17 protein-coding genes are annotated in these 16301 nt (G+C 31.0%); 7 read left to right on the forward strand and 10 right to left on the reverse strand.

What is annotated here, in order from left to right; genetic code table 11:
- Window positions 1–267: 267 nt before the first annotated feature.
- Both ACIQ16_RS09635 and ACIQ16_RS09640 read right to left on the reverse strand, forming a co-directional pair.
- Entirely contained in the window at window positions 268–963 is a 696-nt protein-coding gene (locus ACIQ16_RS09635; protein ID WP_396150999.1) for an SIMPL domain-containing protein, read from the reverse strand.
- 47 nt (window positions 964–1010) lie between these two features.
- Window positions 1011–1649, reverse strand: a complete 639-nt coding sequence (locus ACIQ16_RS09640) for a rhomboid family intramembrane serine protease (RefSeq protein ID WP_396151001.1) — start codon at window positions 1647–1649, stop codon at window positions 1011–1013.
- Window positions 1650–1768: 119 nt separating this feature from the next.
- Between ACIQ16_RS09640 and ACIQ16_RS09645 the strand changes: the two genes are divergently transcribed.
- Complete coding sequence (locus ACIQ16_RS09645; protein WP_396151003.1) at window positions 1769–2641, forward strand: lysophospholipid acyltransferase family protein; 873 nt, start codon at window positions 1769–1771, stop codon at window positions 2639–2641.
- 95 nt (window positions 2642–2736) lie between these two features.
- On the opposite strand, the gene ACIQ16_RS09650 is transcribed toward ACIQ16_RS09645, so the two are convergent.
- Entirely contained in the window at window positions 2737–4221 is a 1485-nt protein-coding gene (locus tag ACIQ16_RS09650) for an aminotransferase class V-fold PLP-dependent enzyme (RefSeq protein WP_396151005.1), read from the reverse strand.
- An 83-nt stretch (window positions 4222–4304) separates the two neighbouring features.
- Between ACIQ16_RS09650 and ACIQ16_RS09655 the strand changes: the two genes are divergently transcribed.
- Window positions 4305–5870 (forward strand): YdiU family protein, encoded by a 1566-nt coding sequence (locus ACIQ16_RS09655; protein WP_396151007.1) that lies wholly within the window; start codon window positions 4305–4307, stop codon window positions 5868–5870.
- A 90-nt stretch (window positions 5871–5960) separates the two neighbouring features.
- On the opposite strand, the gene ACIQ16_RS09660 is transcribed toward ACIQ16_RS09655, so the two are convergent.
- The 3 genes from ACIQ16_RS09660 to hisS form a co-directional block, all read right to left on the reverse strand.
- Window positions 5961–6191 carry a hypothetical protein gene (locus tag ACIQ16_RS09660; protein ID WP_396151009.1) on the reverse strand — a complete coding sequence of 77 codons (231 nt, stop codon included), beginning with the start codon at window positions 6189–6191 and terminating at the stop codon, window positions 5961–5963.
- A gap of 63 nt (window positions 6192–6254) precedes the next feature.
- The gene (locus ACIQ16_RS09665) at window positions 6255–7613 is read right to left on the reverse strand and encodes an MATE family efflux transporter (RefSeq protein WP_396151011.1); all 1359 of its coding nucleotides are present in this window, start codon (window positions 7611–7613) and stop codon (window positions 6255–6257) included.
- A gap of 86 nt (window positions 7614–7699) precedes the next feature.
- Entirely contained in the window at window positions 7700–9070 is a 1371-nt protein-coding gene (gene hisS, locus ACIQ16_RS09670) for a histidine--tRNA ligase (protein ID WP_396151013.1), read from the reverse strand.
- Window positions 9071–9323: 253 nt separating this feature from the next.
- Here hisS and ACIQ16_RS09675 point away from each other — a divergent pair, with 253 nt between their 5' ends.
- Complete coding sequence (locus ACIQ16_RS09675; RefSeq protein WP_396151015.1) at window positions 9324–10565, forward strand: ABC transporter permease; 1242 nt, start codon at window positions 9324–9326, stop codon at window positions 10563–10565.
- A gap of 77 nt (window positions 10566–10642) precedes the next feature.
- Here the strand turns inward: ACIQ16_RS09675 and prmC are convergent, their stop codons facing one another.
- On the reverse strand, window positions 10643–11554 hold the full coding sequence (gene prmC / locus ACIQ16_RS09680) for a peptide chain release factor N(5)-glutamine methyltransferase (protein WP_396151017.1): 912 nt from the start codon (window positions 11552–11554) through the stop codon (window positions 10643–10645).
- Window positions 11555–11642: 88 nt separating this feature from the next.
- Window positions 11643–12125 (reverse strand): GNAT family N-acetyltransferase, encoded by a 483-nt coding sequence (locus tag ACIQ16_RS09685; protein ID WP_396151019.1) that lies wholly within the window; start codon window positions 12123–12125, stop codon window positions 11643–11645.
- A 37-nt stretch (window positions 12126–12162) separates the two neighbouring features.
- Between ACIQ16_RS09685 and ribD the strand changes: the two genes are divergently transcribed.
- Genes ribD through ACIQ16_RS09700 form a run of 3 tightly spaced genes read left to right on the forward strand, consistent with a single transcriptional unit; the run spans window position 12163 to window position 14421 of the window.
- Window positions 12163–13206, forward strand: coding sequence for a bifunctional diaminohydroxyphosphoribosylaminopyrimidine deaminase/5-amino-6-(5-phosphoribosylamino)uracil reductase RibD (gene ribD, locus ACIQ16_RS09690; RefSeq protein ID WP_396151021.1), 1044 nt, complete (start codon window positions 12163–12165; stop codon window positions 13204–13206).
- The gene (locus tag ACIQ16_RS09695; RefSeq protein ID WP_396151023.1) at window positions 13199–13801 is read left to right on the forward strand and encodes an HAD family hydrolase; all 603 of its coding nucleotides are present in this window, start codon (window positions 13199–13201) and stop codon (window positions 13799–13801) included. The genes ribD and ACIQ16_RS09695 overlap by 8 nt, the downstream gene beginning before the upstream one ends.
- Window positions 13802–13803: 2 nt before the next feature.
- The gene (locus ACIQ16_RS09700) at window positions 13804–14421 is read left to right on the forward strand and encodes an IMPACT family protein (protein WP_396151025.1); all 618 of its coding nucleotides are present in this window, start codon (window positions 13804–13806) and stop codon (window positions 14419–14421) included.
- 3 nt (window positions 14422–14424) lie between these two features.
- Here the strand turns inward: ACIQ16_RS09700 and ACIQ16_RS09705 are convergent, their stop codons facing one another.
- Window positions 14425–15180: a hypothetical protein gene (locus tag ACIQ16_RS09705; RefSeq protein ID WP_396151027.1), complete on the reverse strand. Its 756-nt coding sequence runs from the start codon at window positions 15178–15180 to the stop codon at window positions 14425–14427.
- Window positions 15180–15584 (reverse strand): acyl-CoA thioesterase, encoded by a 405-nt coding sequence (locus ACIQ16_RS09710; protein WP_396151029.1) that lies wholly within the window; start codon window positions 15582–15584, stop codon window positions 15180–15182. The genes ACIQ16_RS09705 and ACIQ16_RS09710 overlap by 1 nt, the downstream gene beginning before the upstream one ends.
- Window positions 15585–15810: 226 nt before the next feature.
- Here ACIQ16_RS09710 and ACIQ16_RS09715 point away from each other — a divergent pair.
- Window positions 15811–16301: DnaA N-terminal domain-containing protein (locus ACIQ16_RS09715; RefSeq protein WP_396151031.1), on the forward strand; the 491-nt coding region annotated here is incomplete at its 3' end.

The following is a 16301-nucleotide window of genomic DNA, read 5'->3' on the forward strand; positions in this document are numbered from 1 at the left end:
GAAGAAGTTTGGAACTTTTTTAAAGGAATTCAATAAAAACAGCACACAACAGCAGTTTGGCAAAATGGCGGGTTCAGTGCAAAATTGAACATTTGGTTTTCAAATGAACATTAGTGCTAAATTGAAAGTAAGTGCTTCTAAATCCGCCACTTCGCCAAGCTGCAAAACGTTATAAAACCTAAAAAAAGCTGTTTATGGCTACTCGCCATTCTTAGATTATAAAAAGCCAGAAGTTCGTTCTGGCTTTTCTATTTTATGTCAAGTTGTTTATTCTAAAACAAAGGAAACTGAAACGTTGGATACAATTTCAATTTCACCAATAGCCAATGTTTCTCTTGGCTGGGTGGCTTCGCTATCAGCCATAAACCCTTTAGCCATAAAAACAGGTTGCGGATAACTCGTTTGCGAATTATCAGAAATTGAAATGGCTTTTCCAACTTTTTGTCCCGGTAATACTGACACATAATCTTCTGCTTTTTTCTTAGCGTTTAAAATGGCTTTTTTTCTTGCTTCGGATTCAAACAATTCCAATTTTGAAGACTTAAAACCTACTCCATTTATTACATTTATGCCAGTTTCCATAACATCCATCATAAACGCATTGTATTTAGAAATGTCTTTTAAGGTAACCGAAATAGTTTGATTGGCTTGATACGAATGTTTCTTTTTTTCGTAATCGTAGTTTTTATACAAACTCAATTGCGTGGTTTGATAATCTGTAACCGGAATACCAAATTTTTTAATGTATGCAATGACTTTATCAATAGTTACATCATTTAATTGTTTGACTTCTTTCGGATCTTTTCCGTTGTTCTGCACACCCAATTGAATAACTGCTATGTCTGGAGCAACTAAAATTTTTCCTTCACCAGAAATAGAAATTTGCGGCGTAAATTTGGTTTGTTCTTGACTCATTCCTATCATAGAAATGAATCCTGTAAGTAGTAAAATAACTTTTTTCATAATTGATATATTTAGGATACTAATATTAAAATCAAATAGTATGCCAATTATATTTTTTTATTTTTTACTAAATACATTAAAACCGCAATTGGGATTAATAAAATTCCAATAAAAATTAATCGGGATTGAAACAAACTTGGTACTAAAAGTAATGTTATTACTAAACCTCCTATGGCGCCACCTAAATGTGCGGTATGCCCAATGTTATCATTTCTCCCTTTCATTCCATAAACCGAATATCCTAAATACAGAAAAGCAAAAATATATCCCGGAATAGGAATGGCAAAAAACATTCTTAACTCAATTTCTGGATATAATAAAATGGCACAATAAATAATTCCTGTAACTGCACCCGAAGCACCAATAGCCGAATAATAGGGTTCGTTTTTATGAATATAATACGTTAATACACTACCGATTAACATACTACCAAAATAAATTAGTAGAAAATTTGTGGTACTAAATTCTTGAGTTAAAAAATTGGCAAAACTCCAAAAACTAAACATATTAAACGCAAAATGAAACCAATCGGCATGTAAAAAACCGGATGTAATCATACGAAATTGTTCGCCTGATTTAATTTTTGAAATGTTGAATTTAAAACGGTCAAAAAAAGCAACATTGGACAAACCCATAAATGTAACCAAGGCTGTAATAGCAATAATAATGGTTGAAACAGAATACATATCTAATAATTTAATGAAGCTAAAGGTACTATAATTATTGAAAAATCAACACCAAAAACATATTATCCTATTATTTTCTAAGAAATAACAAAACACGTATATTTGTAAAAAAAATATTCATGCAATTTCTATTATATCTTATCATTTACCCTTTCATTTGGATAATCTCTATACTACCTTTTCCTGTATTGTACTTATTATCTGATTGTGTATACTTTCTTGTTTATCGCATTTTTAAATATCGAAAAAGAGTGGTTCGTGGTAATATCGCCTTAGCACTTCCGCATCTATCTGAAAAAGAAAGAACGGTTATTGAGAAAAAATTCTACGCTCACTTGTGCGATTTGTTTCTTGAAATGATAAAAACATTATCAATTTCAAAAAAGGAAATTGAAAAACGCTACACCTTTTCAAATATGGAAGTGTATTATGAATTAGAAAAAAAAGAAAAAAGTATTGCTTTGTTATGTGCGCATTATGCGAGTTATGAATGGGCGGTTTCTATGAATTATCATATTCATTTTATGGGTTATGGTGTCTATAAAAAATTAGCCAATCCGTATTTTGATAAATTAGTCCGAAAAATTCGTTCTAAATTTAAAAGTCATTTAATCGATAGTAAAGAAACTATTCCTACGATGGCTACTAATTTTAGAAATAAAAATTATAGTTTATATGGTTTGGTTAGTGACCAATCGCCAAAATTAAGTGCTACACACCATTGGGAAAAATTTATGGGAATCGAAGTTCCTGTTCATACAGGCGGGGAAATGTTAGCCAAAAAATACGATATGAATGTGATTTTCTTAAAAACTAAGAAACTAAAACGTGGGCATTATGAAGGTAGTTTCGAAATCCTTTGTGATGAAAACATCAAAGACATTCCGAATTACGAAATCACAAGCAATTTCCTAAAATTAGTTGAACAACAAATTTATGACGCCCCAGAATTTTACTTGTGGACGCATAAACGATGGAAGCATATGAGGTAAGTGAAAAGTAAAAAGTGAAAAGTAAGCCAGTCTATGTTTTCTATGCAAAGCGAAGCTTCTAAATTTATCAATACTTTTACTAAGTTCCTATGTGTTTAAAGAAACCAACTTTTCACCATTTCAACTTCTGGTCTACTATCATTTTTATGATTGAAATCGTTTTTAGTAGGATTATAAATATAATCTTCTTGCCAAGAGGTGAAGTTTTCTGCAACATCAATAATCGCATCACAAACCAATTGAATTTCTTCTGACGTAGTTGTAGGATGAATTGACATTCTAATCCAACCTGGTTTGTTGGTTAAATCGCCTTCATTAATACTGCAAGTAATAGAATTTGAGGTTTCTTGATTTACATTTAGTAAATAATGCCCGTATGTTCCAGCACAACTACACCCTCCACGAACTTGAATTCCGAATTTATCGTTTAATAATTTTACCCCTAAATTAAAGTGTAAATCGGTAATGTAAAATGAAATTACCCCTAACCTATCCGTGTGTTCTGATGCTAAAATATGTATGTTTTCGATTGGTGCTAATCGTTCAAAAATATAATCAACCAATTCGTGTTCTCTTTCTAAAATAGATTGCACACCCATTTTTTCTTTCAACTGAATCGCAAGCGCCGTTTTCATCACTTGTAAAAAACCAGGCGTTCCACCATCTTCTCTATCTTCAATATTATCAATATATTGGTGTTCGCCCCAAGGATTTGTCCAAGAAACCGTTCCGCCACCAGGACAATCAGGAATATTATTTTTGTATAGTTCTTTATTAAAAATCATCACACCACAAGAACCAGGTCCGCCTAAAAATTTATGTGGCGAAAAGAATATCGCATCTAAATACGCTTCTTTATCTTCTGGATGCATATTAATTTCCACGTAAGGTCCTGAGCAGGCAAAATCAACAAAGCAAACGCCGTTATTTTGATGCATAATTTTGGCTACTTCGTGATAAGGTGTTCGAATTCCTGTTACGTTTGAACAAGAGGTTATAGATGCAATTTTAAAACTTCTATCTTTATATTTATGCACTAATTTTGTGAAATTATCTATTGAAAACAAGCCATTTTCATCTGCAGGGATCACTACCACATCGGCAATAGTTTCTAACCAAGATGTTTGATTAGAATGGTGCTCCATGTGCGAAATAAACACTATAGGCTTAATTTCATTTGGAATAGTAGTATATTCTTTTAAATTTTCTGGAATTCGAAGACCTAAAATACGTTGTAATTTATTTACAACACCTGTCATTCCAGTTCCGTCTGTAATCAAAACATCATTTTCTGTAGCATTTACATGGCGTTTTATAATATGACGGGCTTCATGATATGCCATCGTCATCGCCGTACCTGTAATAGAAGTTTCTGTATGCGTATTGGCTACAAAAGGTCCGAAAGTATCCATTAGTTTTTCTTCAATTGGTCGATACAATCGGCCGCTTGCCGTCCAATCTGTATAAACAATTTTTTGTTCTCCAAATGGCGAAACAAACGATTGGTTAATACCGATGATATCTTTTCTAAACTGCTGAAAATACGTTTCTAAATTAGATTTTGTTTCTATCGCATTCATCCTATGAAATTTGTACAAATATACATTTTAATAGACAATATTTAAAAATTTTATTCTGTAACTTTGTGAATTATTAAAAGCTAATGTCTATTCAATTTCTACATAAATTCAATACAAATTTACCTTCAGATCCTATTGAAGAAAACTTTACACGTCAAGTAAATAATGCCGCTTTTTCATATGTAAAACCGAAAATACCAAGTCGTCCAAAATTACTTCATCTGGCAAAAGAAGTTCAGAATTTAATTGGTTTTTCAGATGATTTTATTGCTTCAGAGGCGTTTTTAAATTTGGTTTCTGGTGCTGAAATTATAGGAAATTCTAAACCGTTTGCCATGAATTATGCTGGTCATCAATTTGGAAATTGGGCAGGACAATTGGGCGATGGTAGAGCTATAGTTTTAGGTGAAATTGAACATAATAATCAGTTATTTACATTACAATTAAAAGGCGCAGGTCCTACACCCTATTCTAGACGAGCTGATGGATTGGCTGTATTGCGTTCCTCAATTCGTGAACATTTGTGTAGCGAAGCTATGTTTCATTTGGGTGTTCCAACAACTCGTTCTTTGTCTTTAATTTCGACTGGTGATGAAGTGGTTCGAGATGTTATGTATGATGGAAATGCGGCATTAGAAAAAGGGGCAATTGTTTGCAGAATAGCACCAAGTTTTATTCGTTTTGGAAGTTTTGAATTGTTGTCGTCTCAAAATGATATTGAAAATTTAAAATTACTTACAGATTATACGATTACAAATTATTATCCAGAAATTAATACAACAGGAAAAGAAAAATACATTGCATTTTTTAAAACTATTGCCGAAAAAACAAGAGCGTTACTACTTCATTGGCAACGTGTAGGTTTTGTGCATGGTGTAATGAATACAGACAACATGAGTATTCACGGCATAACTATTGATTACGGACCTTATGGGTGGCTTGAAGATTACAACCCGAATTGGACGCCCAATACAACTGATGCAGCAGGAAAAAGATACCGATTTGGCAACCAATCGAATATTGCTTTATGGAATTTATATCAATTGGCAAATGCATTGTATCCGCTAATTGAAGAAGCAGCACCTTTGGAAGAAATTCTAAATGATTATGCTAAAAAATACGATGAAGATTTTTTAGAAATGATGTTGAAAAAATTGGGTATTACATTAAAAAATGACGAAGACGAAAAGCTGATTCAACAATTACTATATAATTTAGAACAAACAGAAACAGATTATACCATTTTTTTTAGAAAACTAAATCAGATTGAAAAAACAGATACAAGTGAAGTTTGTGTATCAAAAATTACCGCTGCGTTTTACAAACCTGAAGAGGTTACAGGCATTATTTTAGAAACTTGGCATTTTTGGTTTGCACATTATGTAACACTTTTAAATAAAGAACTACTTTCAGATAACGAACGAAAAACACTTCAAAATTCGGTGAATCCGAAATATGTTTTACGTAATTATATGGCGCAAATGGCGATTGAATTGGCAGAAAAAGAAGATTATTCGTTACTAAATGAATTATACAAACTGCTTTTGCATCCGTATGATGAACAGCCTGAATTTGAAAAATGGTTTGCAAAAAGACCCGATTGGGCAAGACAAAAAATTGGAAGTTCTATGTTAAGCTGCAGTTCTTAATTTAGACATATTAGACTACTTAGATTGTTAGATTTCTTAGACTTTTAGATTGTTAGATTAAAAAACCGATAGATTAACTATCGGTTTTTATTATGCTTTTTCGTAACGTTCCATTTCTCGGTCATAAAATTCGCCAGCTAGCGTAATTAAATGTTCCATTTCAACCTCCAGTTCTTTTTGATCTTCTTCTTCAACATCTTCTAAAAATTCTACAGAATCATCTTTTAGATTGATGAAAAATCTTGGATATTCTAAATGAATGACAAAAATATCATCAGGAAAATCAGTGTTGTCGCCTATTACAAATTTTGGTAATTCCATATTTTATATTTTGTTTAGTAATTTGTATAATTAAGTTTCAAAAGTACAATTCTTTTTCAAATTTTATCTATGTAATTTTAATAGAAATCTAAATCGTAGGTAAAGCATTAATGCAGCAGCCGTTAATCCGGCTAATAAGCCAATCCAAACGCCCTCGGCTTTTAATGAAGTATATAATCCTAAATAAATAGATATTGGAAAACCTATTATCCAATACGCAATAAAGGTTAAATACATTGGCACTTTTACGTCTTGTAAGCCACGTAATGCGCCTAAAACTACCACTTGAATGCCGTCTGAAATTTGGAAAAATGCAGCAATTATTAATAATTTGGATGATACAGAAAGTACTTCTTTAATTTCTGTAGCATTAAGTGCCATTTCTGAATTTACAAAAAACGAAGGGAAAATTTGACTTCCTAACATAAAAACCACTGCAAAAATAATTTCTAAAATAATGGCCATTAGAAATATAGAATGGGCTACCGTATTTAGTTTTTTATAATCATTTAATCCTTTCTGATTGGCTACACGAATCATAGCCGTAACACTTAATCCCATCGCAAACATAAAAGTTAGCGAAGCCAAACTTAATGCAATCTGATTGGCTGCCTGACTGGTGGTTCCAATCATACCACACAACCAAATGGCACCTGTAAATAAGGCTACCTCAAAAAACATTTGTAAGGAAGAAGGAATACCCAACTTAATAATTTTATCTGAAACACTTTTTTGAAAAGATTGCCAACCAAAATTCTTGAAAAAGGATTTGAATTTTTCGTTTTTAGACAATATATAGTGCATATAAATAACCATAAAAACACGTGCGATTAATGTTCCAATAGCAGATCCTACAATTCCCATTTTAGGAAACATAAACAATCCAAAAACCAATAAAGCATTAATTACTACATTGATAATATTTCCGTAAATTGTAGCATACATAGAATATTTGGTTTCACTCATTCCGTCTGCAAACTGTTTGTACGCTTGAAAAATCACAAGAGGCACCAATGAGAAACCAACAATATCCAAGAAAGGTTTAGCTAATTTTACTACATCGGCTGGTTGGTTCATATATGACAACAAAGGTTTGGCAAAAAGCAATAAAAAGAACAATCCAAAACCTAAAATGGTACATAAAATTAATCCATTTTGAAAAGCAGTTCTTCCGCCTTCTCTATCTTTTGTACTATCAAACTCTGCTATAATTGGTGTGATGGCTGTAGAAAATCCAATCCCAATAGACATTCCAATAAACACGAAACTATTTCCTAAAGAAACCGCCGCTAATTCTGTAGAACCCAATTGTCCTACAAAAATATTATCCACTACTCCAACTAACGTATGACCGACCATACCTAAAATAACAGGTAAAGCTAAATTGAAATTGTATTTGAATTCTTGGAAGTATTTCTTCATTTTATTTTATTTTACACAGATTTTCACAAATTGACACAAATTAAAATCCGTGTTAATCTATGAAATCTGTGTTCCTATCTAATATCTTATTTCAATTTTTCTATTAATTGATCTAACGAAACCGTTTCTTGTGCTCCTGAAATCAAATTTTTAATTTTATATTGATTTTGTTTGATTTCTTCTTCCCCTACTAAAACAGCAAATTGAATCCCTTTTTTCTCAGCAAACTGAAATTGTTTTGCCATTTTTGCGGCATCTGGATACATTTCTACCTTAATATTATTTTGTCTAAGTTGCGAAATGGCTTTTAATGAAAATAACGTTTCGGCTTCACCAAAATTTATAAATAACGCTTTTGAAGTTGTGGTTACTGTTTCTGGAAACAAACCTAATTCTTCTAAAACCAAATAAATTCGATCTAATCCGAAAGAAATTCCCACACCACTCATGTTTTTTAATCCAAAAATTCCAGTTAAATCATCGTAACGACCACCGCCACCAATAGAACCCATAGCAATACCCGTTGGAGCACCAACTTCGTAAATGGCACCTGTGTAGTAATTTAATCCACGAGCTAACGTAACATCTATATCTAAATTTGCCGATTTTAAACCCAATTCGTTACAAGCATTACAGATGAATTTCAATTCTTCAACACCTTTTAAACCTTCATTTGAAGAAGCTAAAAGCGTGGCTAATTTTTCTATTTTTTCTGGAATGGTTCCTGTAAAATTGAAAAGCGGTTGCACTTTTTCAATGGCTGCTTCAGAAATTCCTTTTTCAAGCATTTCTTTTTTAACGCCATCTTCGCCAATTTTATCTAATTTATCTAAAGCAACCGTGAAATCAATTAATTTATCAGAAGCGCCAATAACTTCAGCAATTCCAGATAATATTTTACGGTTGTTAATTTTAATGTGTACACCTTTTAAACCTAAAGCAGTAAAAATGGTATCGTATAATTGTACAAATTCTACTTCTTGCCAAAGCGAATTACTTCCTACTACATCGGCATCGCATTGAAAAAATTCTCTAAAACGTCCTTTTTGTGGTCGGTCTGCACGCCAAACAGGTTGAATTTGATATCGCTTAAACGGAAATTCTAATTCGTTTTGATGTTGCACAACATAACGAGCAAAAGGCACGGTTAAGTCGTATCGCAACGCTTTTTCAGATATTTGAGTCGTTATTTTTCTACTATTTTTAGCCGTTAAATCTTCATCTGAAACTTTATCTAAATAATCCCCCGAATTCAATATTTTAAAAATCAGTCTATCGCCTTCTTCCCCATATTTTCCCATTAATGTATCCGAATTTTCAAAAGAAGGGGTTTCAATAGGTTGAAAACCAAACTGTTCAAAATTAGATTTAATAATAGAAAATATATAATTCCGTTTAGCTACTTCTGTAGATGAAAAATCGCGAGTTCCTTTAGGAATACTTGGTTTTGATGCCATTTTTTTGATTGTATATTGAAAAATTATATAATGTTTATCTAATAGATTACAAATATCTGACTTTTAAATGGATTCGCAAAAATCAATAGCAAAAATCAAGAATAGTGACAACACAGATTTGAGAAATTTTTATAATTTTTATAATTTATCAAATCTGTGTTCCAAAAAAGTCCAAATCTATTTTCTATTTTCTATTTTCTATATTCTTTTCAAAAATCATGTAACATTTAAAACAAAAGGTAGTCAAATAGTCATGATTGGATTATTCAAAGAAAATACAAAAATTGCTATTGATTCTATTAGAAGTCAAGCGTTGCGCACCTTTTTAACAGTGTTTATCATTGTTATTGGGATTACTTTTTTAGTAGGAATTTTAACTTTAACCAAAGCTTTAGAAAATAATTTATTTGGGAATTTCGCTTCTATGGGTGCCAATACTTTTTCTATAAGTCAATATGATTTTTCGGAACAAATTAACCGAAATGACGAAGGACAAAAAATAAATCCAATTATTAGCTACCCACAAGCCAAGGCATTTAAAGATAAATTTGAATTTCCTTTTACAGCTACTTCATTATCATTTACAGCATCAGCGAATGCAGAAGTAAAATTTGACAACAAAAAAACAGATCCAGAAATTACCGTTTTGGGTGCTGACGAAAATTTTATTCCAAATAATGGTTTCGATTTAGAATCAGGTAGAAATTTTAATTCTTTTGACGTTGATAATAATAATTATGTATGTATAGTAGGTGCAAATTTCAAAGATGGCTTATTTGAAGGCGTAAATCCTATTGACAAAACTGTTTCTGTAAGAGGTGCTAAATTTAAAGTCATTGGATTATTGAAAGAAAAAGGAGCAACTTTCGGAAATAATCAAGATTTACGAATTATCATTCCAATACAAATTGCCCGTTCTATATTTTCGCAGCCCAATATAAATTATGATATAGCTGTGAAAATTAGCAACAAACAATTATTAGACGAATCCGTTGATAATTCGATAGTTACTATGCGTCGAGTTAGAAAATTAAATCCAGTTGAGAAAGAAAACTTCGGCATCAAACGCAGTGACGATTTAATTCAAAAATTAGGTGAAAACATTGCAATAATTAATATTGCTGCTGTTGCAATTGGTGCTATTACCATTTTTGGGTCAACAATTGCGCTTATGAATATTATGTTGGTTTCCGTTTCAGAAAGAACAAGAGAAATCGGCATTAGAAAATCGCTAGGAGCGAAACGAGGTACAATTGCTTGGCAATTTTTTACAGAAACCTTTATTATTAGTCAGATTGGTGGAATTATTGGAATAATTTTAGGATTATTACTCGGTACATTAATTGCTTCAGTTGCTGGTTTTGAGTTTGTTACGCCTTGGGCTGCTATTATTGCAGCATTTGCAACCACGTTTATAGTGACTATTATTTCTGGATTATATCCCGCTATTAAAGCTTCTAAGTTAGATCCGGTTGAGGCGTTGCGTTATGAGTAAATAAACTTCAAAATTCGTTGTTCAGAGTTCGTTAATCAAAATTTTGAACAACGAATGTTCAATGTTGAACATTGAAATTATAAACCACAACAAATCATTCTGTAATTCCCCATAAAATCTTTACGAAGTTCAATGTTTTTGAAACCTAAATGCTCTAATAATTCAACGGTTTCATTTCCTAAATACTGATTGATTTCAAAAAATAATTTTCCGTTTGACGCTAAGCTTTTCAATGCCAATTGAGCTATTTTTCTATAAAATAACAATGCGTCAGAATCATCGACAAACAAGGCCAAATGCGGTTCATAATCTAAAACATTCTTCTTGATTTCTTGTTTTTCTAAATTACGAACATAGGGTGGATTTGAAACGATAATATCAAAAAGGAGATTTGAAGATTTGGAGATTTGAAGATTTGAAGATTTTAAAATATCTTGATGAACAAAATTCACCTCAACTTGATTATCAAAAGCGTTTTTACGTGCCGTTTCTAACACTTTTTCTGAAATATCAATCGCATAAACGAACGAATAAGGAATTTCTTTTTTCAAAGTAATCGGAATACAACCTGAACCTGTTCCTATATCTAGAATAGTTAGATTGTTAGATTTTTGGATTATTAGATTTTGAGAATTTAACTTTTGACTTTCGACTTTCGACTTTTGACTTTCAACTATCCATTCAACTAATTCTTCTGTTTCTGGTCTTGGAATTAACGTATTTTCATTCACTTCAAATCGTAAACCATAAAACCAGGCTTCACCAGTTATATATTGAATGGGTTTTTCGGTTTTAAGTTCTGAAATTATGGTATTCCATTTTTCTAAATCTGACTCAGAAACTTCAAAATCAGGGTGTAGTGAAACATCAATTCTTTTTAAATTGTGCAGAAATTCCGTCAAAATAAAAAAGAAACTTTCTATTTCTGAATCTTCCTGAATGGTTTGCAATTCAGTAAAAAAATACGTTTTTAAACTTTTAATATTCATATGAAATTTTGTTAAAATGTTTTGCCACAGATTTAAAGATTAAAGGATTTTAAATCTGTGCAAATTAGTGTAATCCGTGGCTAAAAAACTACAAATCTTTAATCATAAACACATCACAAGCATTATGTCCTGTGGAACCCATTGGTCCGTCTATATAGGTAAAACCTGATTTTACATATAATTTTTGCGCATCTTTCATAAATGGCAAAGTTTCAATATAGCATTTATCGTAACCTGCTTGTTTAGCAAATGTTAAACATTTTTGCATTAATTCTTTTGCAATTCCTTTTCCACGAGCCTCTTTTGCTAAATACATTTTTTGTAATTCGCAAATTTTAATTTCGGTATCAATTAATTTTCCTATACCACAACCTCCTAAAATAATTTCGTCTGTTTCTACTACAAAATAAATTTCATTGTCATCTTGATACACTTCAAATAAAGTATTTAAATGCGGGTCAGCATAAGCGGTTCCTACTTTTGGTGCGTCTAATTCTTCAAAGACATTTCGAATCACAGTAGCGATTTTCAAATTGTCTTTAGGTGCAATTTCTCTTATTATGTAATTCATTAGTAAATATAAAATGTAAAAGTACTAAATTTGTAAGATGATTGAGCATGAAATATACATGAAACGTTGTTTGCAATTGGCTAAAAATGGTTTAGGTACTACATATCCTAATCCGTTAGTAGGAAGCGTGATTGTATTTAATGGAAAAATAATTGGTGAAGGTTGGCACAAAAAAGCAGGCGAACCACATGCGGAAGTACTTGCAATTAATTCAGTAAAAAACAAAGAATTACTCTCCAAAAGTACCATTTATGTGAGTTTAGAACCGTGTAGTCATTTTGGAAAAACACCTCCGTGTGCTAATTTGATTATTGAACATAAAATTCCAAAAGTAGTAATTGGTTGTATCGATAGTTTTTCAGAAGTTGCCGGAAAAGGTATTGAAAAATTAAAACAAGCCGGTTGCGAAGTTATACTAAATGTTTTAGAGGAAGCATGTTTGAGAATGAATAAGCGATTTTTTACATTTCACAATAAAAAACGACCATATATTATACTAAAATGGGCAGAATCGGCAGATGGATTTATTGCACCTTTTATACCCAATTCAAAAACCTCTTTCGCTATCTCAAACGACTATTCAAGGCAATTGGTTCACAAATATCGAACAGAAGAACAAGCCATTTTAGTTGGAACAACAACTGTTTTAAATGACAATCCAAGTTTAGATGCCAGAGATTGGTTTGGACAGCATCCCACTCGAATTATTATTGATAAATCAAATAAAATTTCAGATGAATTTAATGTAAAAAATAAAAAAAATCCGACAATAATTTTTACAGAACAAGAAAATTGTGTACATTCGATAAATATCGCTTATGAATGTATACAGTTTGATACTCATTTGATTTCTAATATCTTAACTCATTTATTTGAAAAAAATATTCAATCTGTTATTGTAGAAGGCGGCACATTTACTTTGCAACAATTTATAGATAACCATTTATGGGATGAAGCGAGGGTTTTTATAGCAGAGAATAAAATTACAGAAGGTGTTAAAAGCCCTAAATTTAATTTTATACCTGAAAAAACTATAAAAATTAAAAACAACCAACTTAAAACATACTTAAATTATGATTGAAGCCATTATTTTTGATTTAGGAGATGTATTTTTAAACTTGAATCATCAAGCCAGTGTTGATGCGTTTAAAAAATTAGGTTTAAACGCTTGGACTGATGATTTGAAAGCTGCTGCTATTTTATTTGAAACAGGTAAAATAGATGAATTGCAATTTATGGAAACCATTCAGAAACACCTACCAAATGCCAATCTTGTAGAAATTAGAGAAGCTTGGAATGCTATTATTGGTGATTTTCCTTTAGAACGTTTGGAGTTTTTAGAAAAATTACAAAACAAATACAACATATTTTTATTGAGCAATACCAATCCCACACATATTGATAAATTTGAACATCGAGTAGGTTTAACCTTTGCGAGAGAATTTTATGCGCATTTTAATAAAATTTATTTTTCCTACGAAATTAAAGAGCGAAAACCAGATGCAGCTGTTTTCAATTTAATTTTAAAGCAAAATAATTTAAATCCAAAAAAGACGCTTTTTGTAGATGATACCGCAGAACATATTGAAGCTGCAAAAGCATTAGGCATTAATACTTGGCAAATACTTGTAGGTCAAGATGATGTAACCCATTTATTCGATAAAAAAATAGTATAAAATTGCAAGATCTCCAAATTAAAGATACATATAAAACCCTTGATGAATCGGTTGAAAATATTTTATTTAAAGAAAAAAATAGTAAATTTTTTGGTTATGCTTTCCCTATTTCTTCAGAACTTGAAGTTAAAAAACATCTTGATCAATTAAAAACAGAACATTTTTCGGCACGGCATTGGTGTTATGCATATCAAATTGGTACGGAAGTTATAAAATTTAGAGCTAATGATGATGGCGAACCAAGTAATTCTGCTGGAATGCCTATTTATGGACAAATTCAATCCTTTGATATCACGAATGTATTAGTAGTGGTAATTCGTTATTTTGGTGGTGTAAAATTAGGTGTTGGTGGATTAATTTCTGCTTATAAAACTACGGCTCAACTTACTTTAGATGAAGCAAATATTATTGAGAAAACCATTGACAAACAGTTTAAAATTACTTTCGATTATAAAAACATGAATAAAGTAATGCGAATTATTAAAGAAAAAAATATTCAGATTGTTCATCAAAAAATGGAACTGAATTGCGAAATTGAAATCGCAACGAGAAAAAAAAATGCCAAAGAAATCGTTGATATTTTTACAGCATTATTTGAAATTGAGATTGAAGAACTATAATTTTTATTTTTTACAAATACAATAACACGATAATCCATACATTTTAATTCCAAATTTTTGAATTACTCGAGTAAAAGCAAAATCGAGTTGCAAAATAGCTACTAACAATTTTGATTTAAAAGTAGTACCTGTCCAATTATCAATAGACGCTTTTTTGTTTTTATTAAAGATACTTTCAATCCACCTAACTAATAATAGTGATGAAAAATAATATCCTTTATCTGATATTTGAAATTGGTTTTTAGTCAATAGCTTTTCTAATTGTTTCAAATTATATCTTCTATAATGTCCTAATAATACATCATGCTGCGAGAAAACAGTCTGAAAAGCGGGAACTGCAAATAAGAAATAATTGTTTTTATGAGTAAGATGTTGTAAGATTTCATCTTCATTTTCTAAATGTTCCAAAACATCCATACATAAGAAAAGTACGTTTTCATCACTAGGAAACGTATTGAAATAATCGGTAAGATTTTGCACATAATGAATCGCATTTTCTCCATAATTTACCTTCAATTGCGCTATAATTTCAGGAGAATATGCGGTATCAATAGTAAAATATTCATCTGCCAATTTGTACTTAAAAATTTCATTAATAATATAAGCATCGCCACCGCCAATATCGACAATTCGTTTGATTGGAAATTTAATTTCTGAAGCGGACAATAACTTAAAAAGCACCTTTTTTCTGGAAATTTCCCAAGGGTGTCTTTTATAATTTTTCTTATCAAATAAGCGATCAAATTCAGTTAAATCCATTATAAAATATTTTTTATTTTATCGGAAACATATGATGGAGGTACAATTGGCCTACCCGTTTTCATATCTACAAAAACAAGCATCGAGTATCCGGTTGTTAACAATTGATTCTGTTCATTGTAAATTTCATAGTCAAATTCTATTTTCACGGAGGTTTGACTTTTTAGTATTGTTTTTACTCGTAATATATCGTCATAACGCGCTGGTTTTTTATAGTTCATTTCTAATGAAACCACAGGTAACATAACGCCATTATCTTCCATCCATTTATATGAAACACCAAAGTTCCTTAACCACTCTACTCTACCCATTTCAAAATATTGGGCGTAATTTCCATGATACACCACACCCATCTGATCCGTTTCTGCGTATCTAACTCGTACCGTAAATTCGTATTCTCTCATTATTATTTATTATATATTTTTTGTTGTTAAAATTAATGTTAATTATTTATTAAATTAAAATCAAAACTACATACAACAATATTTTTTAAATTACAATAGCATTTCATTTTTTTTTAAATAAATTTGTTCACATATTTGCTCTCCCAATAAAATCTACGTAAAAAAAAGTTAACCCTTTCTTTTTCTCAAAATTAGATTAAAAACTTTTTTAAAATTACAACACATGATGACTAATGCAGCAAAATCTGTTTGGAATAATTGCTTGTCCTTTATCAAGGACAATATTCAGGAACAAGCCTATAAAACTTGGTTTGAACCTATTGTAGCAATTAGTCTATCAGAAGACAATGCTTTGCATATTCAAGTTCCTAGTAAATTCTTTTACGAGTGGCTTGAAGAACATTATGTTGTTATATTAAAAACTGCTTTAACTAAAGAACTTGGAAACCAAGCAAAGCTAGTGTATAAAATTAAAATGGAAAACACTTCTGGCAATAAACTTCCATTTACAGAGCAAATTCCTAGTACATATCGTAGTTCTGTTAAAACACAAGAAATTGATGTGCCTATTGTGAATAAAAATCCGGAATTGAAAAATCCTTTTATTATTCCTGGTATTAGAAATGTTAAAATAGAATCTCAATTAAATGCCAATTATAGCTTTGATAATTTTTTAGAAGGCGATTCTAACCGATTATCTAGAAGTGCAGGTTTGGC

The organism is Flavobacterium sp. (assembly GCF_044360715.1).
GTDB lineage: Bacteria > Bacteroidota > Bacteroidia > Flavobacteriales > Flavobacteriaceae > Flavobacterium.

Coding starts and splice junctions, on each gene's coding strand:
- ACIQ16_RS09635 (WP_396150999.1), bottom strand. CDS start 963: ATGAAAAAAGTTATTTTACTACTTACAGGATTCATTTCTATGATAGGA.
- ACIQ16_RS09640 (WP_396151001.1), bottom strand. CDS start 1,649: ATGTATTCTGTTTCAACCATTATTATTGCTATTACAGCCTTGGTTACA.
- ACIQ16_RS09645 (WP_396151003.1), top strand. CDS start 1,769: ATGCAATTTCTATTATATCTTATCATTTACCCTTTCATTTGGATAATC.
- ACIQ16_RS09650 (WP_396151005.1), bottom strand. CDS start 4,221: ATGAATGCGATAGAAACAAAATCTAATTTAGAAACGTATTTTCAGCAG.
- ACIQ16_RS09655 (WP_396151007.1), top strand. CDS start 4,305: ATGTCTATTCAATTTCTACATAAATTCAATACAAATTTACCTTCAGAT.
- ACIQ16_RS09660 (WP_396151009.1), bottom strand. CDS start 6,191: ATGGAATTACCAAAATTTGTAATAGGCGACAACACTGATTTTCCTGAT.
- ACIQ16_RS09665 (WP_396151011.1), bottom strand. CDS start 7,613: ATGAAGAAATACTTCCAAGAATTCAAATACAATTTCAATTTAGCTTTA.
- hisS (WP_396151013.1), bottom strand. CDS start 9,070: ATGGCATCAAAACCAAGTATTCCTAAAGGAACTCGCGATTTTTCATCT.
- ACIQ16_RS09675 (WP_396151015.1), top strand. CDS start 9,324: ATGATTGGATTATTCAAAGAAAATACAAAAATTGCTATTGATTCTATT.
- prmC (WP_396151017.1), bottom strand. CDS start 11,554: ATGAATATTAAAAGTTTAAAAACGTATTTTTTTACTGAATTGCAAACC.
- ACIQ16_RS09685 (WP_396151019.1), bottom strand. CDS start 12,125: ATGAATTACATAATAAGAGAAATTGCACCTAAAGACAATTTGAAAATC.
- ribD (WP_396151021.1), top strand. CDS start 12,163: ATGATTGAGCATGAAATATACATGAAACGTTGTTTGCAATTGGCTAAA.
- ACIQ16_RS09695 (WP_396151023.1), top strand. CDS start 13,199: ATGATTGAAGCCATTATTTTTGATTTAGGAGATGTATTTTTAAACTTG.
- ACIQ16_RS09705 (WP_396151027.1), bottom strand. CDS start 15,180: ATGGATTTAACTGAATTTGATCGCTTATTTGATAAGAAAAATTATAAA.
- ACIQ16_RS09710 (WP_396151029.1), bottom strand. CDS start 15,584: ATGAGAGAATACGAATTTACGGTACGAGTTAGATACGCAGAAACGGAT.